The sequence below is a fragment of the Streptomyces sp. L-9-10 genome (genome assembly GCF_004151105.1).
Lineage (GTDB): Bacteria > Actinomycetota > Actinomycetes > Streptomycetales > Streptomycetaceae > Streptomyces.
This window is the reverse complement of the sequence record NZ_PHRF01000090.1, coordinates 111,811-135,263: the sequence shown is the minus strand read 5'-3', so window position 1 is coordinate 135,263 and position 23,453 is coordinate 111,811. Positions and strand designations below refer to the sequence as shown.

The following is a 23,453-nucleotide window of genomic DNA, read 5'->3' as shown; positions in this document are numbered from 1 at the left end:
TCAGCCGCCCTGACGGACGACCCTGACCGAGCCGGGTGGAACGGTGAGCCGACCGCCGACGCGCTCGCCGCTCAACAGCTCGGTGCCGGAGTCCGGCACCGGGACCCGGGCCGGCTGTGCCGAGTGGTTGATGAGGAACAGGTAGTCCCCACTGTCGCCGGAGCGCCGTACCACCTCCATGTCACGGGGCAGTGCGCCGCGGTCCGTGAGGCCGGCGTCGTCGCACGCCGCCCGCAGTACCGTGGCCAGCCCCGCGGGGCTCAGGCGCGTGGACACGTACCACGCGGTGCCCGCGCCGTGGCGGTGGCGGGTGACGGCCGGGCCGCCCGCCGCCGGGCCGTCGGCGTAGCTCCACACCGTCTCGGCCCCGTCCGGGACCACGAACTCGGACCACACGTCCGCGTCGGCCGATGTCCCGTCAGGACCCGTGACCCGGACGGTGGCGCCGGGGAGCAGCGGTGACCACTCCTCGACGGTGAGCCCGAGCACATCACGCAGCGCTCCCGGGCAGGGGCCCGGGTGAACGGCGTCGTGCTCGTCGACGATGCCCGAGAAATAGGACACGACGAGCGTCCCGCCGTTCTCGACGTACCGGCGCAGGTTGTCTCCGGCGCCCGCCGTCGCGAGGTACAGCGCGGGGACGACGACGAGCGGATAGGACGACAGGTCCGCTTCCGGGTGGGCGAAGTCAACCGTCAGATGCCGGTCGTAGAGCGCCTCGTAGAAACTGTCGGCGCGTTCGCGGGGATCGTGGTCGACACTCGGCTGCCCCTCCGACCGCTGCGCCCACCAGGAGTGCCAGTCCCACACCATGGCGACGTCCGGTACGGTCCGTGTGCCCTGGAGGCAGGCCAGCGCTCTCATGTCGGCGCCCAGCCGGACCACTTCGCGCCAGACCCGGGTGTCGGTGCCGCCGTGCGGCACCATCGCGGAGTGGAACTTCTCGGCGCCGCGCCGGGACTGGCGCCACTGGAAGAACATCGCGCCCTCGGAGCCGCGGGCCACGTGGGCGAGCGAGTTGCGGGCCATCTCGCCCGGAGCCTTGGCGGGGTTGCGCCGCTGCCAGTTGACACCCGAGGTCGAGTGTTCCAGGAGCAGCCAGGGGGCGCCGCCGGCGACCGAGCGGGTGAGGTCGGCCGCCATCGCGAGGTTGACATGGGTACGGCGGCCGTCGGTCATCAGGTAGTGGTCGTTGGTGACGAGGTCGACCTCGCGGCCCCAGGCCCAGTAGTCGACGGAGTCGCACTGGCTGAGGGCGGTCATGAAGTTGGTGGTGACCGGCACACCGGGCGACAGGCGGTGCAGGATGTCCCGCTCCGCCACGAAGTTCTCGCGCATGGTGGCGTCGGCGAACCGCCGGTAGTCCAGTTGCTGGGCCGGATTGCACACCGCCGGTGTCAGCCGAGGCGGGTCGATCTGCTCGAACGAGGTGTAGTGCTGGCCCCAGAAGGCAGTGCCCCAGGCCTCGTTGACGCCGTCGACCGTTCCGTGGCGGGCGGCGAGCCACCGGCGGAAGCGCACGGCGCAGTGCTCGCAGTAGCAGGCGCTCAGCGGAGCGCCGTACTCGTTGTGGACGTGCCACATCGCGAGCGCGGGGTGCCCGGCGTAGCGCCGGGCCACTTCGGTGGTGATGCGGGCGGCGGCCTCCCGGTAGGCGGGGCTGCTGTGGCAGATGGCGCCGCGCGAGCCGAAGGCGTAGCGGACGCCCTCGCGTGTGACGGGCAGGGCGTCGGGGTGGGCGCGGTAGAACCAGGCGGGCGGGACCACCGTGGGGGTGGCGAGGTCGGCGCGGACGCCGTGCTCGTGCAGCAGGCCGAGAACGCGGTCGAGCCAGCCGAAGTCGTACCGGCCCGGCTCCGGTTCCAGCAGGGCCCAGGAGAAGACACCCACGGTGACCAGGTTGACGCCGGCCTCCCGCATCAGGCGTACGTCTTCCCGCCAGACGGGCTCGGGCCACTGCTCGGGGTTGTAGTCCCCGCCGAAGGCGAGGGCGGGCGGAACGGGCCTGGCGTGTTCCGGTGTGAGTGGGTTCTTGGACACGCGTCAGTTCTCCTTCGCCTCGAACACCCGCAGCGCCACGACGGTGGCCCACTCGGATCCATTGGTCGCGCCCACGGTCAGCCGCACGGCCGTGGCGGCGACGGGCGCCTCCAGCGGGTGCGACCTGCGCCGCTCGCGGTTTTCCCGCACCGACACGACGGTGTGCCACTCACCGTCCACGAGGGCCTCGATGCCGTAGTCCCGTACGAGTTCCGGGACAACCGGGAACGGTGTGCGGTGATGGTGCAGGTTGATGAGATCCAGGTCGACGTCGTCGTTGAAGACGACATCGACGCATCCCAGGGTGCGGGGCTCCGTCCAGTCGAGCCGGATCCAGGGCTCGGGGTCCTTGCCGAGGGATTCCGACGACCACATGCGCGGACCGTCGTAGGGGCGTTGCAACGGGCCCGTCACCTGGTCGGCGCTGTGGGCACCGCTGTCGCCGCGCACCACCATCACCGGGCAGCGGCGGCGCAGTTCCTCGGCGGACCACGCATTGGACTGCGGACGCTCGCTGGAGGTCCGGGGCGTACGGCTCACCAGCCCCAGAACGCCGTAGGGGCCGGGTCTGTCGAGGACCACGAGCGCGGCGGAGGGGTTGCGGCGCAGGAGCAGGACCACGTTCCGGCCGTGGGGAGCCTGGTGGGCGAACGGGGCCCGGACCCACTGTTCGCCGGGGACCAGTCGGACGGAGGCCCGGTCGAGCAGCTCCACCGGTATGTGGTTCTCCCCGCCACCGGTCGACCACAGTTCGAGCTCCAGAGGCGTCGCCTCCGACGCGTCGAGGAGGAGATCCACCGACTCGATGGCGGGCTCGACGGGGATGACGAGCCCGACGTCGTGGCCGTCGAGGGGCTGCCGGCTCGTCCGCTCACCGGGCCGGGGCTCCGCCCGCAGGGTGCGCAGTTCGCTCGACGCGGTGACGTGCGCGGATGGGGCGAGGTCGGCCGGGTGGTGCCACTCGACACCGAGCAGCGAGGCGTCGTGCCGCAGGAGTTCCTGCTGGAGCCGGTCGATGTGGTCGTTGCCCAGCTGCCGGGGGGTCAGGCCGTCGCGGACGCAGAGCCCGGCCGCGACGCCCGCCGCTTCGCCGGTGACCGCGCAGGTCGCCATGACGCGTGTGGTGCCGAACGCCACATGGCTGGCCGAGATGTCGCGGCCGGCCAGGAGGAGGTTTCCCACGTTCCGGGAGTACAGGCTGCGGAAGGGGATGTGGTAAAGGCCGGCGGAGAAGAGGTGCTTGGATCCGTCGCCCTCGGCGTACATGCCGCCGGCGGGGTGCAGGTCTATGGACCAGCCGCCGAAGCCCACGGCGTCCGGGAACCGCGTCTGCTCGATGATGTCCCGCTGTGTGAGGACGTGGTCGCCGACAAAGCGCCGGTACTCCCTCTTGCCGGGCACCGAGCCCACCCACTCCAGGGTGAGGGTGTCCGCGTCGTACTCCCCCGAGTTCTTGATGTGGTCCCAGATGCCGTAGACCACGGCCCACAGTTCGTCGCGGATCGCCTCGTTGTCGGCGGCGGCGTCGAGGTGCCCGCCGTACTCGATCCACCAGTAGTCGCAGCCGTTGGCCGTGGTGCTGATGGGCCGGTTACGGACGATGGAGGTGGCCGCGACGTCTTTCGCGATCGAGGGCGGTACGAAGCGGACGGGCTCCCCCGTGTCCTTCGTGTAGAAGAGCATCGTGCTGCCGAGCATCTCGGAGTCCGCCTGGCCGGGCGCCCATTCCTCGCCGAACTCGTGGGCGGCCTCACGGCCGGAGCGGTACCAGGCGCCGGCCTGGGCCCCGACCAGTCCGTCCCCGGTGGCGTCGATGAACACCGGGGAGGTGAAGCGGATGATCCGCTCCGACCCCATCTGCCACCCCGTCACGGCCCGGACCGTCCGGTCGTCCTCGACGCCGTCGGCCTCCACCTCGCGTACGTCGGTGTTCAGGTGGAGCCGGATCCCCGGCTCGGCGCGAACCGCGTCGAGGACGACCTGGTCCCAGAGGTACGGGTTGCCCTCCGGGTTGCGGTACTGGTTCTCCCGGAACAGCTCGCCCATGACGCCTGTCTCCCGCGCGTACTTCTGCGCGCCGTGCGCGGTCGCTCCGCAGACCCAGACGCGGACCTCACTGCTCGCGTTGCCGCCGAGCACGGGCCGGTTGTTGATCAGGGCGACCCGGGCACCGGTGCGGGCCGCACCGATGGCCGCCGCGACGCCCGCGAGACCTCCCCCGACGACGGTGACGTCGGTCTCGACCGATAGCCGCTGCATGCCAGCCCACCTTCTTGTGCGTGTCGTATGTCCGGGACACTCGCCCGAAAGACATTATCATCGCTCATGATCGAACACCGAACATCAGAAAAATATTTTCATCAATGACAGGTGTGCGATCAGGGGATCCTCTACTCGGTCGGCCCCAGGTCCGGGGTCTCCGCCAGGTGCACAACGCCGTCGTGGCGGCCGTGCTGTTCCAGGACCACGATCTCGTTGTCTCCCGGGCGCAGCACCGGGCCGGGCACGTACAGGGACTGCTGCGGCCCCCGGGACCAGTACCGGCCCAGCGCGAACCCGTTGATCCAGACCTGGCCCTTGGTCCAGCCCGGCAGGTGGAGAAAGGTGTCCGCGGGAGCCGGTACCTCGAACGTCCCCCGGAAGAACGCGGGGCCGGCCTCGGCCACGGCCGACGAGAACGACAGGGTTTCCAGGGCCTCCAGGCTTTCCGGCGACAGCGGTGTACAGGCCCAGTCGGACAGTTCGCGCCCGTCGAACGTGACGGGGCCCGCGATGCCCTTCCAGTCCCGCAGCCCCGCGCCGTAGTTCACGCGTCCCTGGTTCTCGACGAGGATCGTGAGCCGCGCGCCCTCGGCCGGTGACCTGAGGCTGAGGGCCTGCTCGCGGTTCTCGCGCTCAAGGGTGCCCACCGGCTGTCCGTCGACGAAGATCTGGGCACGGTCGTGCGTCTCAGGGATGTGCAGCACTCCGTCGCCGGCCGTGGGCAGTGTCGTGTCGTACAGGACGTATCCGAACGCCTGCCCGAGCTCTTCCATGGTGAGCGGACGGTCCGCCCGCCGGGCGGTGCCGAGACGGCCGGCCTGGGCGAGCAGGGACGCGCTCTCCGTGAGCCGGATGTCCCGCAGGGACAGTTTGGCGCCGGGGGACGGAACCGGTTCGCCGGGTACGGCCGCGTACGTGGCGATCGTCTCGCGGAACACGCGGTACTTGTCGGTGGGGTCACCGGCCTCGTCGAGCGGGGCGTCGTAGTCGTAGGAGGTGATCGTGGGCCGGTAATGGCCCTTGTCGTTGGCGCCGTTGGTGAAGCCGAAGTTCGTGCCGCCGTGGAACATGTAGATGTTGACGGACGCTCCCGCCGCGAGGATCTCGTCCAGCGTGTCGCGGGCCTCGGACGCGGGCCGCGCGTTGTGTTCGCTCCCCCACCGGTCGAACCAGCCCGCCCAGAACTCGGCGCACATCAGCGGGCCTCGGGGCTGGTGCTCCCGGAGGGTGCGCAGATGCTCGGCCGCGCCGCGGCGGAAGTTGACGGTCCGCAGGATGCCGGGGAGGCCGCCGTCGGCGAGGTCGCCCGCCTGGTCGGAGGTGAACAGGGGGACGTCGACGCCTCCTTCGCGGAGCAGGGTGACGAGGTGGGCGAGATGGGCGCTGTCGCCCAGGCCGGAGGCGCCGTACTCGTTCTCTACCTGGACGGCGATGACGGGCCCGCCCGCGGTCGCGAGATGGCGGCGGATACGCGGCAGGAGCAGGCCGAAGTACCGCTCGACCGGCTCCTGGTAGCGGGGGTCCGAGGTCCGGAGCCGCACGTCCGGGTCTCCGAGCAGCCAGGCCGGCAGCCCTCCCGCCTCCCATTCGGCGCAGATGTAGGGACCGGGGCGGAGCAGTACGCGCAGGTCCTCGGCGGCGGCGAGGTCGAGGAAGCGGGGCAGGTCGAGCCCGCCGTCCAGGACGAGCGGGCCACCCTCGTGGGGCTGGTGCAGGTTCCAGGGGACGTAGACGTCGACCGTGTTGAGTCCCATGAGGCGGGCCTTGCGCAGTCGGTCGGCCCAGTGGCCGGGATGGATCCTGAAGTAGTGCAGGCTCCCGGAGATGATCCGGAACGGCTCGCCGCCGATGCGGAAGCCGTCGTCGACGATGCTCAGTTCGGGCATGGGTGTGTCTCGATCTCTGTTGAGGGCACGGCGACGGGCGGGCGAGGGCCCGGTCCCGGCGTGCGGAGGGAACGGCATGCGGAGGGAACGGCATGCGGAGGGAACGGCGTACGGCGAGGACGGCGTACGGAGGGATGGCCTACGCCGGCATGGCGCGTACGGCGCCGGGCCGACGTGTGCGGACACGCTCCTCAGGGAAGTCGCCCGGCTATGGTTCGGGCCGCGGTGCGATGTCATGCCGCCGCGTCGTGCGGCGGACGGGGTCAGTGCGCGGGGTTGTCGAAGATGGCCTGGCTCCGGGTGCGCGGCTCGGATGGGCCGCTCTGGTTCATCCGGTCGTAGATACGGTCCGGCACCCGCTGTGCGACGAGTGCCCACAGCAGCGCGCCGACGAGTGCGTCACTCGAACGCCCGGCGAAGTAGTCCGTCCAGGAGCCGTCCACCCCCGTGCCGGTCTGCAAGGGGACGTCGACCTCGGTGGCCAGGGAGGACTGCGGGTCGCCGGTGATGAGGACGGTCATCGCACCATGCTCACGGGCGACCTCGACGAACTTCGTGGCGATGGGGCTCTCGCCCGAGCGGGAGATGACCAGGGCCACGTCACCCGGCGTCAGCAGGCTTGCCCCCACCTGCGCGAAGTAGGCCCCCTCGTTGTACCAGACGGGGATGCCGATGCGGAACAGCCGCAGGTAGAGCTCGTACGCCGGAGGAGCGTCGCCCCACTCGCCGAACAGCTGCACGCGCTGGGCGGACACGATGTGGTCCGCCACCCGGGCCATGGCGTCCAGGTCCACCGAGGCCATGGCGTTGCGCGCCGCGCTGAACTGATTGGCCGCCAGAGTGCTGAGGACCTTGTCGGCGGGGTCGTCCGGGGTGATGGCGGAGCCGATGTCCTTCTCCCAGCCGGCCTGGACGCCCCGGCCGTGTTCCCGGGCGAGCGCCGCGCGCAGTTCGGGGAAGCCCTCGAAGCCCAGGGCCGTCGACAGCCGCGTGATGGTCGCCGGTGAGGTGCGGGCCTCCTCGGCGAGCCAGGTGATGGAGCTGCGGCCCACCACGGCGGGGATCCTCAGGATGACCTCGGCGACCCGGAGCCTGGCGCCGGAGAGGTCGGACAGGGCGGATCGCAGCAGTTCCAGTGGGCTGGCCTCACCCACACCGCCGACCCGCCGGCTCTCGTTCCCCTCGGCCTCTTCGGCGCGGCCTCCGCGACCGTGAGCGCCCTTCCCGTTCGCCCGGGAGACCGGTGCGCCGTCATCGGACGACCGGGACCCGGAGGGGCGCCGGGTCGATTCCGAGTCGCGGCTCACGGACTGCTCCCTCGCTGTGGGTCGGCCGCGGCGGTCTCGACGCTCGCCGGACGGGATGGCTGCTTCGGTCGGTCTGCCAGAGGGATCGCCTCGGCCGGTCTCACACTTCATGACACTCTACCCTCCTCGCGGTCGCGGTTCCGCATCGCTCGGTCACTGACGGTCAGGGGAGCGGCCGCCGTACGGACGGCGGCCAACAACCCGTTGTCCAGGGTTAGTTGACGGTGAATCCCTGCTCCTTCCCATACTTGATCAGGTCTTCCTGCCAGAGGTTCAGCCCCTCCTGGAGTGTCGTGGAGCCGGTGTACGCCTTGCCCACCTTGTCGTTGAAGATGTTGAGGGCGTAGACGTCGTAGGGCAGGAACTGCCAGCCCTCCCGCACCGCGGCGAGTGAGTCCGCGAGGACACGGTTGACTTCCTGGCCCCCGAAGTACGGGTCCTTCTCGCCGAGGAACTTCTCCGACGCGAGCACCTTGGCGCGGGCCGGGAAGGAGCCGGTCGCCTGGGTGAGGTCCGCTCCCTTCTCCGCGCTGACGTAGCGCTGGAACGCGGCGGCGACGAGCTGGTTGTCGCTCTGCTCCATCATCGCCAGGCTGCCGCCGCCGTTGACGGAGGTGGCGTACTCGCCGCCGTAGGTGGGCAGCGGAGCGACCCGCCAGTCACCGGCCGCGTCGGGAACGCCGGACTTCAGGGTGCCCGCCATCCAGGCCCCGGACAGCAGGGTGGCGATATTGCCCTTGGCCAGGCCCTGGTACCACTCGTTGCTCCAGCCCGCGATGGGTGACAGGAGCTTCTCGTCCAGGAGCTTCTGGTAGCTCGCCGCGTACCTCTTGGATCCGGCGTCCTGGAGGTTGACGGTGAGCTTGTCACCGTCCGCGCTGAAGGGGCGGCCACCGGCGGCGGCTATGAGGCTCTCGGTGAGCCCGGGGTTGCCGTTGTCGGCGGCGATGTACGTGTCGGGGTCGGCCTTCTGGAGCGCGCGGGCCGCGTCGAGGTATTCGTCCCATGTGGTCGGGACCTCGATGTCGTACTTGTCGAACGTCTTCTTGTTGTAGAACAGCGCCATCGGGCCGGAGTTCAGGGGGAGCTCGTAGAGCCCTCCGTCGACGTTGACGGCCTCCCACGTCGCGGAGGTGAACTCGTCCTTCAGGGAGTCGAAGCCGAACCGGTTGAGGTCGACGAGCGCCTTGGACAGGGCGAACTGCGGGATGGCGCTGTACTCCACGGTGGCGAGGTCGGGTCCGCCCTTGCCCGCCTTGATCGCGTTCTGGAGCTTCGTGTAGTGGGCCGGGCCTGTGCCGACGTTCCTGACACTGATCTTGACCTTGGGGTGCTCCTTCTCGAACGCCTTGGCGACGTCCGCCAGGCTCGCGGACCAGCTCCACACGGTCAGTTCCGACGGCTTGTCGAGTGCCTTCTGGATCTCCGCCTCACTGACCGTCTCGGTCCCGGAACCGTCGCCCGGACCTCCGCCGCAGGCGGACAGACTCACCGCGGTGAGTACGGTGCCGAGCAGCAGTGCGGTCGTTCTGCGCTGACGCGACCATCTGTTCACTGTGTTTCCTTTTCGTTGGTTCTCTGAGCGGCGTGGGGTGGTGGGCCCCACGCGGTTGACGGGCGGATGTCAGCCCTTGGTGCTGCCCGCCGCCAGCCCCGCGCGCCAGAAGCGCTGGAGGCAGAGGAAGACGATGACGAGGGGGATGATCGTCAGGAGCGAGCCGGTGAGGACGAGATGGGTGACGACCTCGCCGTCCGCGGTGGCGCCCTGGCTGTTCCACTGGTTCAGGCCCACGGTCAGGGGGAACCAGGAGGGGTCGTTGAGCATGATGAGTGGCAGGAAGTAGTTGTTCCAGGCGCCCACCACTTCCAGGAGGAAGACGGAGACGAGCGCCGGTGACAGCAGCCGCAGCACGACGGTGAAGAACGTACGGAACTCACCCGCGCCGTCGACGCGCGCGGCGTCGAGGATCTCGTTCGGTACGGCCTCGTTCGCGTAGCTGAACAGGAGGAAGAGGCCGAAGGGGGTGACGAGCAGCGGGATCAGCACTCCCCAGGGAGTGTTCGTCAGGCCCAGCTCACCGAAGAGGAGGAAGGTCGGCACGGCGAGCGCGGCCCCGGGCACGGCGACGGCGCCCAGCACGACGGCGAGGACGGCCCGGCGGCCGGGGAAATCGAATTTGGCCAGCCCGTATCCGGCGAGGGCCGCCAGGAGGGTCGATCCGGCCGCGCCGGCGACGACATAGAGCAGCGTGTTCGCGAACCAGCGGCCGAAGATGCCGTCGTCGTAGGTGAGGACCCCGACGATGTTGTCCCAGAGGGAGAAGTCGCCGCCGAACCACAGCCCGAAGGTGGAGAACAGCTGATCCCGCGACTTGGTCGCGTTGATGACGAGCCAGACCAGCGGCATCAGGCTGTAGAGCAGCGGCAGCGTCATCAGTACGGTCAGGACGACCGAGCGCTGCCGTCGCGGCCTGGCACGGGTACCGGCCCCGTACCCCGGGCCGCGTTCCGCCGTGTCTCCGCGCCGCCGGGAGGTACGCCGGTCCACGTCGGCCGGCTGTTCGTGGGTGAGCATCAGACGGCCCTCCCCATACCGCGGCGCTGCACCACGAAGGCGACGATCGCGGTGACGACGCCCATGATCATGGCGACGGTGGCGGCGCTGTTGTACTGCTGTCCGGCGAACGACAGTGTGTAGGCGTACATGTTGGGTGTGAAGTCGGTGCTGATCACGTTGGGCACCATGGACCGCAGGATGTTGGGCTCGTTGAAGAGCTGGAATCCGCCGATCACCGAGAAGACCGTGGCGACGACCAGGGTCGGGCGGATGGCCGGCAGCTTGATGCCGGTGATGATGTGCCAGGTGCCGGCTCCGTCGAGCCTGGCGGCCTCGAACAGTTCCGAGGGGATGGCCTGCAACGCCGCGTAGAAGACGAGCATGTTGTAGCCGACGTAGAGCCACAGGCCGATGTTGCCGATCGACGGCAGGATGAGTGTGCTCGACAGTGGGTCGGGCAGGGCGATGTCGAAGATCTCCTTGAGGTCTCCGACCAGACCGAACTGCGCTCCGTAGATGTAGCCCCAGAGCAGGGAGGCCACGACGCCCGGCACGGCGTAGGGAAGGAAGATGCCGAGCCTGAAGACCGAAGGAGCGTACAGCCGCGCACTGTCCAGCGCGAGGGCCGCGCCGAGCGCGAACCCCATCATGAGCGGGACCTGGATGAGGAGGAAGATCCCGACCCTCGCGACGGCGTCCCAGAACCGCGGGTCGCTCAGCTGGTCCCGGTAGTTGTCGAGGCCGACGAACGTGACACCGCCGACGAGCCGTTCCTGGAAGACGCTGAGGCCCGCCGTGTACACGATCGGGGCGACGACAGCGAGGAGAAACGGCACCGCGAAGGGCAGGACGAAGGCCCATCCGGTCAACCGCCGCTTCAGGGGCCGCCGGACGACCGGCGCCCTGGGCGGCGTCGAGGCCGACCTTTTCTTCATGTGTACTCCAGAGCCGCTGGGATGTGCTGATGCGATGGGCGTCCCGGGGAGGTGACGGCCGACCCGCTTCTCAAATTTATTTCACGCAAGGGTCATCTGGATAGCTTGCGTGATAATTTTTTTCACCAACCCCTACCGGCAGAGGATCCCCATGAACGTCGGAGCACGTGCCACGCACTTCACCATCACACTGACCGCCACCGCCGTCGCCCTGACTCTGAGTGGCGCCCTCACACTGCCCGCACACGCCGCGGGACCCTCGTCCGTCATCGCCAACGACACCGTCTGGACCGACACCGACGGGAACCCCATCCTGGCCCAGGGCGGCAACGTACTCAAGGTCGGCTCGACCTACTACTGGGTGGGCACGAAACTGGTGAGCGGCCAGCCCAAGCAGGTCAACCTGTACAGCTCCACCGACCTGGAGAACTGGACGTTCAAGGGCCCCATCCTGAGCCAGTCCGGCACCGAGGGCCCCCTGGCCGCCATCGGCAACCTGTGGCTCGGGCGCCCTCAGCTCATCCGCAACCCGGCCACCGGGACGTTCGTCCTCGTGGTCGAGGTCACCGACCCCGCGACGAAGCGCAACCATGTGCTCTTCGCCACGAGCCCCACGGTCGACGGCACCTACAAGCCGACGGAGGACGGCGCCACCCCGGTCAACGGCACCACGATGGGCGACCATTCGGTCTTCGTCGACGGCTCCGACGCCTACCTCGTCTACGTGGGAGACCAGGGCGGCGACATCAACTCCACGGTCAACGTGGCGCCGCTCGGCACGGACTGGACCACGGTGAAGCCCGCCGTCTGGTCCGAGAGGAACACGGGCCACAAGGAGGCCCCGGGCATCGTGAAGGCCGGCGCGACGTACTACCTGTTCGCCTCCGGCATGGACTGGTGGAACGCCACACCGACCTCGTACCGCACGAGCAAGGACATGAGCTCCTGGGGCCAGGACTCCTGGAAGTCCGTCGCCACGCAGCCCGCGTCGGACAACTCGTACGGCACGCAGTTCGAGCAGATCATCCCGGTGGTCGGCGCACAGGGGACCTCCTACCTCTACAACGGCGACCGGTACTCGCAGTACCACGGCAACGGCGCTCCGGCACCGGGCGGCATCGGCCGCAACGCCTGGTACCCACTGACGTTCGAGGGCGGAGTCCCCCGTCTGCACGGCTACACCGACGTCGACGTCGACGCGGCCGCGGGTACGGTCACCGGCAACCCCGTCGCCAACGGCCGCTTCGACCAGGACGTCACCGGCGCCAAGATCCCCCAGTGGAAGGTCACGGGGGCGGCTCGTGTGGACGAGTCCACGGTGGGCGACAGCCGTCGCCAGCTCAGCCTGTGGGATGACACGGCCTACTCCGCGTGGGTCGACCAGCAGGTCACCCTGCCCAAGGGCTCCTACAAGCTGTCCTTCGACTACCGGACCAGCGGCGGTCAGAACAACGCCTACTTCGAGGTGAAGGACCACGGTTCGTCCGCGGTGCGCACCGACCTCACGACGAAACAGGAGGCATGGACGACGAAGACGGTGAACTTCACCGTGACCTCGGGGAAGGCGAACCTCGGCATCTGGGCGGACAGCGCGAAGGACACGTGGCTCAACATCGACAACGTGTCGGTCCGGCCCGCCGGCTGAGCGACCCGGCCGGGCGGCAGCCGCGCACACGCCGCGATACGCGCACTGCCTCCCGGCCGTTCCCGCGACGAACTCCCCCAGGTGCCGACACCAATCGCTCAAGGAAAGTGAGCAATAGGGAAGCGTGTGAGGAGGGGATCGGGACGCACCTCGCCCCCCAACGGGTCCAAGTACCGCCACAAGGCGGGATCATTGGTGCTTATCACACCCCGTTTCCCGTGTCCCGGTGTCCCGGTCCGTTGTCAGTCGTCGTGGTTATGGTCCTCCGCAACATCGATCACGACGGAGCGGAGGAGCGGTGCGGCGTTGGGAGCACGACGGCGAGGGCGGCGACGGCATCGGCGGGCCGCGCCCTCACGTACCCCCGGGCGGGCAGGCGTCCGCCCCCGGCGGTGGTACGTCCCCGGTCTCCCCGGGCACCGCGCACACGGAGCCGGAGAACCTCCAGCGTCCGCCCGCGGAGGTCCGCCACGCCGGCGAGCTCACCGCCCTGCGGGCCGCCGACGACGCTCCCCGGCCGCCCGGCTGGGCGCTCAGCCTGCGCGCCGCCCGCCGGTTCATCTGCGGGGACGCCGAGGCGGGTGTCAGCCGCAAGTTCGTCGGCGACATCGCGCTCGTCGAACGGGCCCTGGTCGCGCTCGCCACCAACCGCGGCCTCATGCTCGTCGGCGAACCCGGCACCGCGAAGTCGCTGCTGTCCGAGCTGATCGCCGCCGCCGTCAGCGGTGACTCCACCCTCGTCGTCCAGGGCGGCGCGGCCACCACCGAGGAACACATCAAGTACTCCTGGAACTACGCCCTCCTCGTCTCCGACGGGCCGTCCGACCGCTCGCTGGTCCCGGCACCGGTGCTGCGTGGCATGCGGGACGGCGCGCTGGTGCGCTTCGAGGAGATCACCCGCTGCCCGCTGGAGGTACAGGACACCCTGCTGTCCTTGCTGTCCGAACGGGTCGTGACCATCCCCGAGCTGCCCGGCCCGGGAGGCATGGCCTTCGCCCGTCACGGGTTCAACGTCATCGCCACCGCCAACACCCGCGATCGCGGCGTCAACGAGATGAGCGCCGCTCTCAAGCGCCGCTTCAACTTCGAGACGGTGCTGCCCATCGCCGACCATGACACCGAAAGCGCGCTGGTCGAGGCCGAGGCCGCCGCCCTGCTGCGCCGCTCCGGTGTGACCGTGACGCCCGACCCCGAGGTCATGGAGGTCCTCGTCACCACGTTCCGGGACCTCCGCTCGGGCGGCGAGGACGGCGGAGGCGACGCGATGACGTCCGTGATGAGCACGGCCGAGGCCGTCTCGGTCGCCCACGCGGTCGGCGTCCGCGGCTGGTACCTGCGCGGCGAACCGGGCAACGCCGCCGACCTGGTCACCTGCCTGGCCGGTACGGCGGCCAAGGACAGCCCGGAGGACCTGGCCCGGCTGCGCCGCTACCTGGAGCAGCGGGCCGTCCACCGCGCCGGCCGGGCCTGGCGGCAACTGCACGCGGCCCGGCACCTGCTGGCGGGCTGACATGCCGGCCACCTTCCTCGGCGTACGCCACCACTCGCCCGTCTGCGCGCGGCTCGTCGCCCGGACCATCACCACGCTGCGCCCCTCGCATGTGCTGATCGAGGGCCCGGCCGACATGAACGACCGGCTCGACGAACTGCTGTTGGGCCACGAGCTGCCCGTCGCCGTGTTCAGCCACTACCGGGACGCGGTGCGTACCACCACGTCGTGGACCCCGTTCTGCGCGTACTCCCCGGAGTGGGTGGCGCTCACCGAGGGCCGGGCGGCGGGCGCTCGGGTCCGGTTCATCGACCTGCCGGCCTGGCACCCGGCGTTCGAGGGACGCTCCAACCGGTACGCGGACGCGGAGGCCCGTTACGTACGGGCGTCCGCCCGGCTCCGCGACAGGTTCGGTGTGGACTGCGCGGACGCCCTCTGGGACCGGCTGTTCGAAGCGGCCGACCCGCCGGACGCGGGCGGCTCAACGGACCCGGCCGACTCGCCGTACCCGCACGGCGAGGACGCCCTCGCCGAACGGCTCGCCCTCTACTTCGACGTGCTGCGCGGCGACGCCGAGGCCGACACGGGAGACCGGGCGCGGGAGGAGTACATGGCCGCATGGGTCGGCGCCTCCCTCGCCGAAGCGGGCGAGCGTCCCGTGCTGGTGGTGACCGGCGGGTTCCACCGGCCGGCGCTGCGCGCCCTCGTCGAGAGGCCCGCGGGCGGGACACCCGGCAGGAAGGGTCTGCCGGAGGTGCCCCGGCCACCCGCTGACGCCGAGGCCGGAAGCCATCTCGTCCCCTACTCCTTCCACCGGCTCGACGCGTTCACCGGCTACCAGTCCGGCATGCCCTCGCCCGGCTACCACCAGGACCTGTGGGAGAGAGGTCCGCGCGCCGCGGGTGACGCCCTGGTCCGGGCGGTCACCGGACGACTCCGCGCCCGCGGTGTGCCCGTTTCCACCGCCGCGCTGATCGGGGCGCGGGCCGCCGCCGGGGCACTCGCCGCGCTGCGCGGCCACACCCGCCCCGCCCGGCTCGATCTCTTCGACGGCCTCGCCGGTGCCCTGCTCGACGAGGCCGTCGACGAACCACTGCCGTGGACCCGGCATGGCCGGCTCCGTTCCGGCACCCATCCGGTGCTCGCCGAACTGGTCGCCGCCGGTCGCGGCGACCGGACAGGCCGCCTGCACCCCGACACCCCGCTGCCCCCGCTGGTACGGGACGTCACCGACCGGCTCGCCGCGCTCGGCCTGGACTTCTCGGGCCCGGTCACCCTGCGGCTGACCGAACCCTCCGGGCGTGAGCGCAGCAGGCTGCTGCACCGGCTGCGGATCCTCGCCGTCCCCGGGTACACCCGTATTCACGGCCCCGGCCCCGGCACCGGCACCGGCCCGGACTACACCGAGCGCTGGGAGCCGGGCCCCGCCGTCGGCCGGGAGGCCGCCCTCATCGAGGCGGGGAGCCACGGCAGGACCCTGGAGGACGCCTCCGCCGCAGCCCTCGCCGAGCGGATACGGGCCGGCGGCTCCGCGCCCGACGCGCTCGCCGGCGTTCTGTTCGACACCGTCGTCTGCGGGGTGACCGGACTGCTCGGTCCGCTGCTCGCCGGACTGCGCGCGGCGGTCGACCGGTCGGCGGACCCCGGACCGCTCGGGGAGGCACTGCACACCGCACTCGGCCTGTGGCGGCACGACCGGGTGTACGGGGTCGGCCGCGATCCGCTGCTCGCGGGCTTCGTGGACGCCGCCGTGCACCGGGTGCTGTGGCTGGTCGAAGGGGTGCGGGGCGCGGCCGACGCCGATCCGGGACGGTTGCGCGCCCTGGCCGCCGTCCGTGACGCCCTGCTGTACGCCGCCGACGGGCTCACCCTGGACCGGGACGCGGCCGTCGCCGTCTGCGCGCGCGTCAGCGGCGACCGGGAGGCCCCCGCCGACCTGCGGGGCGCCGCCTTCGGCCTGTGCCGCTCCCTGGGGACCGGCGCCGACCCGGCGGCGGCGGTCGCGTCCCTGTCGGGGCCTGCCGTTCTCGGCGACTGGCTGGCCGGTCTGTTCGCGCTGGCCCGGGAGGAACTGACCGCCTCCGGCGACGACTCCCGGAGCCTGCTCGCCACCCTCGACACGCTGGTGACCGGCCTGAGCGGGACCGAGTTCCTCGTCGGACTGCCCGCCCTGCGGCAGGCGTTCGCCTATTTCCCACCCCGGGAACGCCGACGGATCGCGGAGCGGCTCCTCGAACGGCGCGGGCTGCGCGGCTCCGCCCGGTCCCTGCTGCGGACCACCGGCGACCCGCTGCTGCTCGCCCACGCACGCCAGTTGGAGGAGAACGTGCTGCGCACCCTCGACCGGCACGGACTGGGGGCGGTCCGATGACCGCGCCCGACCCCGGACTGGAACGCTGGCGGCTGATCCTCGGCAGCCCGGCGGAGGCCTGCACCGGCTCACTCGGCGAGGCTGCCGCGGCCCAGGACGCCGCGCTGGACTGGCTGTACGGACGGGACCCCGAGCAGACGGACCGCGGCGTACGCCGGGGCTTCGCGCCGCACCACGCGGACGCCCCCTCCTCCCGGGAGGGCGGCGACGGGCCGTCCGCCGTGACGGCCGTCGACTGGCTGGAGGACGTGCACCGCCTCTTCCCCCGGGAGACCGTCGAACGGCTGGAACGCGACGCGGTCGAACGGTACGAGATCCACGAGATCGTCACCGACCCGCGCGTCCTGGAACGGGTCGACCCCAACCCCACCCTGCTGCGCGCCGTGCTGCGCACCAAGCATCTGATGAACCCCGACGTCCTGCGGGCGGCCCGGCGCATCGTCGACACCGTCGTCCGGGACCTGCTGGCCAGGCTGACCCCCGAGATCCGCCGGTCCTTCCACGGCACCCGTTCGCGGCGGCCCAGCGCCCTGCCGCGGGCCAGGGACTTCGATCTGCGCGCCACGGTCCGGGCGAACCTGTCCCACTACCGGCCCGAGGAGCGGCGGCTCATCATCCAGAAGCCGCGGTTCACCTCCCGGACCAGGCCCCACCTGGAACGCTGGCAGCTCATCCTGCTCGTCGACCAGTCCGGATCCATGGCCGGCTCGGTCATCCACTCGGCCGTCACCGCGGCCGCCCTGTGGGGACTCCCCGGGCTGAGGACGCATCTCGTCGCCTTCGACACCTCGGTGGTGGACCTCACCGACGATGTCACCGACCCCGTCGAACTGCTCATGCGGGTGCAGCTCGGCGGCGGAACCGACATCGCCCGCGCCGTCGACCACGCCGAGGGGCTCATCGACGCTCCGCGCCGCGCGATCGTGGTCCTCGTCACCGACTTCTACGAGGGCGGCGACCCCGCCCGGCTGGTGCGCACCGTGCGGCGCCTGGTCGAACAGGGCACCACCGTGCTGGGCCTGGCCGCGCTGGACGAGGAGGCGAACCCGGCGTACGACCGCGAGACGGCCCAGCGCCTGGCGAACGTCGGAGCGTATGTGGGGGCCATGACCCCCGGTCAGCTCGCCGCGTTCGTCGCGGAGAGGCTCGGCCGGTGATCCGCGCCGACCTGATGGCCCTGACCCCGGAGACACTGGCCGCGCTCACCAACCGCGGCCTGGTGAAGCGGGCCGCCAAGGAACACGCGGCGGGCGACGGCGCCACTGTCGTCCTCGCTCCGGACGGTACGCTCACCGGCCGCTACCCCGATGGCACCGAGGCGTCTCTGCCGCCGGGCGCCGGGCTGGACCTGGGCAGTTGCGCCTGCGCCGCCACCGGGGTCTGCCGCCATCTGATCGGACTGGTCCTGGCCTGCCAGGAGTCCGTCGCGCCCCCGGAACGGGACCGCCCCGACACTCCGGCCGCCCCCTGGTCGCCCGGGAGCGTCACCGACGAAGAGCTGACCACGGCCGTCGGCGCGCGGGCCGTCGCCGCGGCCCGCCGTACCCGGGCCCGCGGCTACAGCGCCCGGCTCGTCCACCCCACCGGGGCCGACGACGAGGCCCGCGCCGAACTGCCCACCACCACTGTCCGGTTCACCGTCCCGGGAGCCCTGGCCTGGGCGCTCACCGACAGCCGCGACGAGCAGCGCGGCGAAGCCGTGTCACTCGCCGTCTGGGCGTTCCGCGAAGCACTGGCCGTGGACCCCGAAGACCCTCCGGCCGAGGTGCGCGTCGGTACTGCCGCGCCGAGCCGGCGGGACGCCGGGGACGCCGCCGCGGCAGCCGCGGAACTCGCCGGCCGGCTGGTGCTGGACGGCGCCGCCCACGCCGGACCGGCCCTCGGCACCGCTCTGCGGAGCCTCCGGGACGAACTCGCGGAACACGGCCTGCACTGGACCGCCGACGCCCTCGGCGAGCTGTCCGGCCAGCTCGACGCCTACGCCTCGCGCGCCGCCCACCACCACCGCGGACGGCTCGCCGCGCTCCTCACCGAACTCCACGCCCGGCACCGCACCGGCCGCCACGGCGACGGCGGCCCCGGACGTACCCCGATGCGCCAGGCACGCTTCAGCTCCCTCGGCTGCCGGATCTCCGGCGACCGGACCTCCCGCACCGCCGACGTGTACTTCGGCCACGGCGACACGGGCCTCGCCCTGGTGCTGCGCCACCGCTGGGAGCTGTCCGAGTCCAGCGCCCCGGGGACCGGCCGGACCCTCGGCCCGGCCGGGGCCGTCCTCGCGTCCCGCCGGGTCGCCGGGACCACCCTCGGCCGGCTCTGCCTCTCCCAGGTCGTCACCGAGAACGCCGTCCGTACCGCGGGACACACCCTGGTGCTCGGCGCCTCGCGCCAGGTCGCCGCCGGGTGTTCCCCTCTCGGCACCTCCTGGACCAAGCTGCCGGAATCGCTGCTGGTCCGCGATTTCGCCGCATACGCCCGACGACTGCGTGACCTGCCACCGCGTCTGGTCCGGCGCCGGGTCGCCGCCGACGACGTCCGCGTCTTCGCGGTGCACGCCGTGGAGGACCTCGGTTACGATCCCGCCGAGCAGAGCCTGACCGCGGTGGTCCGTGACGCGTACGACCACCGGGCCGTGCTCGCGGCGCCGTACAACCCGTACGGCCCCGGCGGGCTGGACGCGCTGGCCGCCGCGCTCGGAGACGCGGCGGAGGACGGGCCCCGCCACGTGAGCGCCTTCGTGACGGGCACCGCGTCCGGCGATCTGCTGCTGGACCCGATCGCCGTCCTGACCCTGACCGGTGTGACCGTGCTCGACCTGGCGCCGGTGAACGGCCACGCCGGTCCCCCGCCGGCCGTCCCGGCCGTCGCCGACCCGGTCACCGCCGCGTTGGACGACGCCGTCGACGCCCTTGACGAGACCGCCCACCGGGGCCTGCGCCACCTGGACAGACCGGACCTGCACCGGCTGGAGGACGTCGCCTCGGCCCTGGCGCGCACCGGTCTCGGCGAGGCCGCGGCCCGGGTGGGCGCCGTCGCCGAGGCGCTCACCCGGGGCGAGCCCGAAGCGGCCGTCGCGTACTGGACGGACGCCCATCTCTTTCTCCTCACGGCGGCCTCGCTCCACGGGGCCGCCTCCGCCGGAACGACGGCACCGGGGCTGTGACCGGCCCGCACGACATCACACGTACGAAGGAAAGGACGGTCCGCGCCATGCGCCGTTGGGAGTTCGACCAGGGGACCTCTTCGAAGTTCTGGGAAGCGGAGGCCTCGGGCACCGTGGTGACGGTCCGCTACGGGCGCACGGGGACACGGGGGCAGGAGCAGGAGAAGGAGTTCGCCGACGCCACGGCGGCCCAGGCGTACCTGGCCAAAACGATCATGCAGAAGGAACGCAAGGGCTACCAGGAGACGACCGCCGGAGCCCCGGCCGCCACAGCGCCGGCCGACGCCGCGCCCACGGCACAACGGCGCCCGGACGAGGACACGTTCCGGCTTCCCGCGGCGTGGCGGAACACGCTGTACCCCCGGCGTGGCGGTGTCCGCCGTCCGCCGTCCGCCCCTGATCCGAAGCAGGATGCCCGTACGCTGACACTGCTGCGCGACCGCGAGCACTGGACTCCGGCGACCTTCAGCGAACGGACGGCCCCGGCGCTGGTCGAGGCCGCGCTGGCACACCTCCATGGTGAACCCGACCCGTTCGGTGCCGCCGTCATCGGCACCATGGCGACCACCGTCGACGTCGGCCTGCGCGCGGTCGTCGACGCGTGGGCCGCCGCTCACGGGCTGCCGTTCGCGGCGTCCGGGGTCATGCATCTGGTGGGTCTTGAGGTCGCCTGGGTCCACCAGGCGGATCCTCGTCTGGTGCGCCTGCGCGACGAGTTGTGGGACCGGTCCTCCGCTCTGTTCTGGGACGCGGACTCCCCTCACAAGTACGATGAGCTGAGGGGGCGGGGGAACACCGTCTCCTCCCTGGCGGGGCCGATCCACCCTTCCGTCGCCGCTGTCACCGGATCCGCGAGGCCGCTTCACGGCGGACTGCGGGAAGCACTCGACCGGGTCCGCGAGCTGCTCGCGGACTGCGACGACCGGACGTACGACGAAGCCGTCGCACGGCTGTCCGGCCATCGCGACGACTTCACCCACCGGATCGTGGTGGCCTACCTCGTCCCGACCGAGACCGGCTGGGTCGCCGGCTGCTTCGCCGACTGCTCCGCCAACGCCGCGGCTCTGGCGGGCGAGCACGGTCTGCGATCGTTGTTGCGCTGTCTGCCGCACACGGCCGAGCAGGTCGCGACGGTGGCCGAGCACGACCAAGTGCCTCCGGATCAGGCGGAGTTCGCCACAGTGGCCGAAGGGGCGGGTGCCGCCGTCGACGCGCTGATCATCCAGGGGCTGCAAGCGTGGCAGCACTCGCGTACCTCGTACCGCAAGCCCACCGAACTGCGCCGCGCGCTACTCGAAGTCCCCACCGACCGGGCGTTGTCCTACTTCGTGGAGCACGTCGGCGAGAAGGACATACGACCCTACGTCGTCAAGGCCATGGAGCGCTATCCCGTACGCGCCCTGCGGCTGCTGGCCCGCGCGGCGGCCTCGGACGGGCCGGGCTCCGCCGTCCATTCCCTGCTCGTCTCGCACATCGGGGCTCATCCGGAGCTGACCACCGAGCACCTGCCCTCTCTCGAAGCGGCGGCCGGTGAGGCCGTCCGGGCCGTCCTCGACGACTCCGGCCGGCTGCCGGACGCCGACGCCACCGACCTGCCCGGCCTGCTGACGAGCCCGCCCTGGACCCGGCCCCGCAGGACCGTCCGGCCGTTGACCGTCACGGGCCTGGCCGCCCCCGAGGAACCTGTCGAGGCGTGGCTGCCCGGGGAACGCGAGGAGTGGGCCGCCACCCCGACCGACTATGTGCCCTGGCCCTGGCCCCAGCACATGAAGTACGACAAGGACCGGCTGCGCAAGGGATATCTGTCCAACGACGTGGACAGGGCGGGCTGGTACATGGAACTCCCCGAAGACCGGATCCTGCCGCTGCTCGACGGCTGGGCCCCGACCTCCTTCTACAGCGGGCAGGAGGTCCTGCGGCCGTTCATGGCCAAGTTCGGCCTCAAGGCACACACGTTCCTCGTCCGGCTGGCCGCCCGTGAGCCGCAGATCGCCGGGCACCTGCTCCTTCCCTTCCTCAGTGCCGGCATCGCCCGGATGATGGCCGACTGGTTGGTGCGGCTCAAAACGTCGGCCGCCACGGCGCGTTCATGGCTCGACAGGAACGGACCGCGGGCGGCGGAACTCCTGGTACCGGACGCGGTCGGACCGGCCGGTCCGGCCCGGCGGGCGGCGGAGGCGGCTCTGCTGCACATCGCCGCCCGGCACGGCGACACCGCGGTGCGCGAGGCCGCCGTCGGCCACGGGCCGCAGGCCGCCGCCGCGATCGGTCAGTTGATGGACTACGCCGACCCGCTGACGGACACACTGCCCCGGACCATGCCGCAGGTACCCGACTGGGCCGATCCCCGGCTGCTGCCGCAGATCGCGGTCCGGGCCGGTGGCGCACTGCCCCCTGAGGCGACGCGGCATGTGGTCACCATGCTCGCCCTGTCCACGCCGGGCGCGCACTACCCGGGGCTGGACGTGGTCGAGGAGATCTGCGAGCCCGCGTCTCTCTCCGAGTTCGCGTGGAGCGTGTTCCAGCGCTGGCGCCAAGCCCACATGCCGGCCAAGCAGAGTTGGGCGCTGACGGCGCTGGGCCGGCTCGGCGACGACGAGACCGTACGCCGGCTGACCCCCGTGATCCGCGCCTGGCCCGGTGAGTCGGCGCACCGCCGGGCGGTGGACGGTCTGGACGTGCTGGCCGAGATCGGCAGCGACGTGGCCCTGACCCATCTGCACGGGATCGCGCAGCGGGTGAAGTTCACCGGACTGAAGGAGCACGCCCGGAAGAAGATCGGCGCGGTGGCCGAGGGGCTGGGCCTGACGGCCGACCAGCTGGCCGACCGGCTCGTGCCCGATCTGGGCCTCGGACCCGACGGGACCACCGTCATCGACTACGGTACGCGGCGCTTCACCGTCGGCTTCGACGAACTCCTGCGGCCGTACGTCCTGGACGGAGCCGGGAAGCGCCGCAAGGACCTGCCCAAGCCCGGTGCCGCGGACGACACCGGCCTCGCGACCGCCGAGCGCAAGCGCTTCGGCGCACTGAAGAAGGACGTACGCACCGTCGCGGCCGACCGGATCCAGCGCCTGGAGACCGCCATGGTCCAGGGCGGTACGTGGACGGCGGCCGAGTTCCGCGACCTGTTCGCGCATCACCCGCTGATGCGTCATCCGGCCCGCCGCCTGGTGTGGTCGAGTGCCCACGAGGCCGGTGCACACACCTTCCGGGTCGCCGAGGACGGCACCCTCGCCGACCACGCCGACGACACGTTCGTCCTGCCCGACGACGCGACCGTGCGGATCCCGCACCCGCTGCACCTCGGTGACGCCCTCGCGGCCTGGCGGGAGGTCTTCGCCGACTACGAGATCCTCCAGCCGTTCCGCCAGCTCGCCCGCCCGGTCCTCCGTCTCACGCCGGAGGAGGCCGCCGGGTCCAGCCTGCCGCGCTTCGAGCGGGCCACGGTCGTCACCGGCGCGCTCCTCGGTCTCACCAAACGCGGCTGGCAGCGCATGGACGTCCTGGACGCGGGCGGCTTCGGCGGCGTCTACAAGGTGTGCGGTCCCAACCAGGTGGTGAGCGTGGCGCCCGAAGACGGTTTCAACATCAATGACCTGGACTACGCGGCCCCCGTCCGCCTGTCGAGCGTCTGGATCGGCACACACTGGTACCCCAACCACCGGGGCGAGGTCCGCTTCGGCGGGATCGATCCCCTCGCGGCGTCCGAACTCCTCCTCGACCTGACCGATGTCCTGGAGGAAAACCCGGGATGACGACCGTCGGACCGTGATCCTGCCGACCGCGCGGTGGCCG

13 protein-coding genes are annotated in these 23,453 nt (G+C 71.6%); 6 read left to right on the top strand and 7 right to left on the bottom strand.

Translation table 11 applies throughout. The features are described from left to right. The 7 genes from CU044_RS20850 to CU044_RS20820 all read right to left on the bottom strand — a co-directional run bounded on the left by CU044_RS20850 (position 1) and on the right by CU044_RS20820 (position 10,987). Positions 1 to 2,040 carry a beta-galactosidase gene (locus CU044_RS20850; RefSeq protein ID WP_129770234.1) on the bottom strand — a complete coding sequence of 680 codons (2,040 nt, stop codon included), beginning with the start codon at positions 2,038 to 2,040 and terminating at the stop codon, positions 1 to 3. A 3-nt stretch (positions 2,041 to 2,043) separates the two neighbouring features. After that, a complete protein-coding gene (locus CU044_RS20845) occupies positions 2,044 to 4,299 on the bottom strand; it encodes an FAD-dependent oxidoreductase (protein ID WP_129770233.1) in 2,256 nt (751 codons plus the stop codon). A gap of 131 nt (positions 4,300 to 4,430) precedes the next feature. Continuing rightward, positions 4,431 to 6,188, bottom strand: coding sequence for a glycoside hydrolase family 35 protein (locus CU044_RS20840; RefSeq protein WP_129770232.1), 1,758 nt, complete (start codon positions 6,186 to 6,188; stop codon positions 4,431 to 4,433). A 263-nt stretch (positions 6,189 to 6,451) separates the two neighbouring features. Continuing rightward, the gene (locus tag CU044_RS20835) at positions 6,452 to 7,495 is read right to left on the bottom strand and encodes a MurR/RpiR family transcriptional regulator (RefSeq protein ID WP_205124097.1); all 1,044 of its coding nucleotides are present in this window, start codon (positions 7,493 to 7,495) and stop codon (positions 6,452 to 6,454) included. 214 nt (positions 7,496 to 7,709) lie between these two features. Continuing rightward, on the bottom strand, positions 7,710 to 9,050 hold the full coding sequence (locus tag CU044_RS20830; protein WP_129770230.1) for a sugar ABC transporter substrate-binding protein: 1,341 nt from the start codon (positions 9,048 to 9,050) through the stop codon (positions 7,710 to 7,712). Between the two features lie 69 nt (positions 9,051 to 9,119). Further along, a complete protein-coding gene (locus CU044_RS20825) occupies positions 9,120 to 10,070 on the bottom strand; it encodes a carbohydrate ABC transporter permease (protein ID WP_129770229.1) in 951 nt (316 codons plus the stop codon). Further along, a complete protein-coding gene (locus tag CU044_RS20820; protein WP_129770228.1) occupies positions 10,070 to 10,987 on the bottom strand; it encodes a sugar ABC transporter permease in 918 nt (305 codons plus the stop codon). The genes CU044_RS20825 and CU044_RS20820 overlap by 1 nt, the downstream gene beginning before the upstream one ends. A 151-nt stretch (positions 10,988 to 11,138) precedes the next feature. On the opposite strand from CU044_RS20820, the gene CU044_RS20815 reads away from it, so the two are divergent. The 6 genes from CU044_RS20815 (at position 11,139) to CU044_RS20790 (ending at position 23,413) form a co-directional block, all read left to right on the top strand. After that, a complete protein-coding gene (locus CU044_RS20815) occupies positions 11,139 to 12,632 on the top strand; it encodes a family 43 glycosylhydrolase (RefSeq protein WP_129770227.1) in 1,494 nt (497 codons plus the stop codon). 298 nt (positions 12,633 to 12,930) lie between these two features. After that, positions 12,931 to 14,142, top strand: a complete 1,212-nt coding sequence (locus tag CU044_RS20810) for an AAA family ATPase (RefSeq protein ID WP_240045738.1) — start codon at positions 12,931 to 12,933, stop codon at positions 14,140 to 14,142. 1 nt (position 14,143) lies between these two features. Further along, entirely contained in the window at positions 14,144 to 16,492 is a 2,349-nt protein-coding gene (locus CU044_RS20805; protein ID WP_129770226.1) for a DUF5682 family protein, read from the top strand. Next, positions 16,489 to 17,649, top strand: coding sequence for a VWA domain-containing protein (locus CU044_RS20800; protein ID WP_129770225.1), 1,161 nt, complete (start codon positions 16,489 to 16,491; stop codon positions 17,647 to 17,649). Before CU044_RS20805 ends, CU044_RS20800 begins: the two co-directional genes overlap by 4 nt. Then, complete coding sequence (locus CU044_RS20795; RefSeq protein WP_240045737.1) at positions 17,646 to 19,655, top strand: hypothetical protein; 2,010 nt, start codon at positions 17,646 to 17,648, stop codon at positions 19,653 to 19,655. The genes CU044_RS20800 and CU044_RS20795 overlap by 4 nt, the downstream gene beginning before the upstream one ends. 47 nt (positions 19,656 to 19,702) lie before the next feature. After that, on the top strand, positions 19,703 to 23,413 hold the full coding sequence (locus CU044_RS20790) for a DUF4132 domain-containing protein (RefSeq protein WP_129770224.1): 3,711 nt from the start codon (positions 19,703 to 19,705) through the stop codon (positions 23,411 to 23,413). The last annotated feature ends 40 nt before the right edge of the window (positions 23,414 to 23,453 follow it).

What these genes read in the sequence shown, in the direction of transcription:
- CU044_RS20800 (WP_129770225.1), top strand. Translation starts at nt 16,489, where the DNA reads ATGACCGCGCCCGACCCCGGACTGGAACGCTGGCGGCTGATCCTCGGC.
- CU044_RS20845 (WP_129770233.1), bottom strand. Translation starts at nt 4,299, where the DNA reads ATGCAGCGGCTATCGGTCGAGACCGACGTCACCGTCGTCGGGGGAGGT.
- CU044_RS20805 (WP_129770226.1), top strand. Translation starts at nt 14,144, where the DNA reads ATGCCGGCCACCTTCCTCGGCGTACGCCACCACTCGCCCGTCTGCGCG.
- CU044_RS20815 (WP_129770227.1), top strand. Translation starts at nt 11,139, where the DNA reads ATGAACGTCGGAGCACGTGCCACGCACTTCACCATCACACTGACCGCC.
- CU044_RS20840 (WP_129770232.1), bottom strand. Translation starts at nt 6,188, where the DNA reads ATGCCCGAACTGAGCATCGTCGACGACGGCTTCCGCATCGGCGGCGAG.
- CU044_RS20820 (WP_129770228.1), bottom strand. Translation starts at nt 10,987, where the DNA reads ATGAAGAAAAGGTCGGCCTCGACGCCGCCCAGGGCGCCGGTCGTCCGG.
- CU044_RS20825 (WP_129770229.1), bottom strand. Translation starts at nt 10,070, where the DNA reads ATGCTCACCCACGAACAGCCGGCCGACGTGGACCGGCGTACCTCCCGG.
- CU044_RS20790 (WP_129770224.1), top strand. Translation starts at nt 19,703, where the DNA reads ATGCGCCGTTGGGAGTTCGACCAGGGGACCTCTTCGAAGTTCTGGGAA.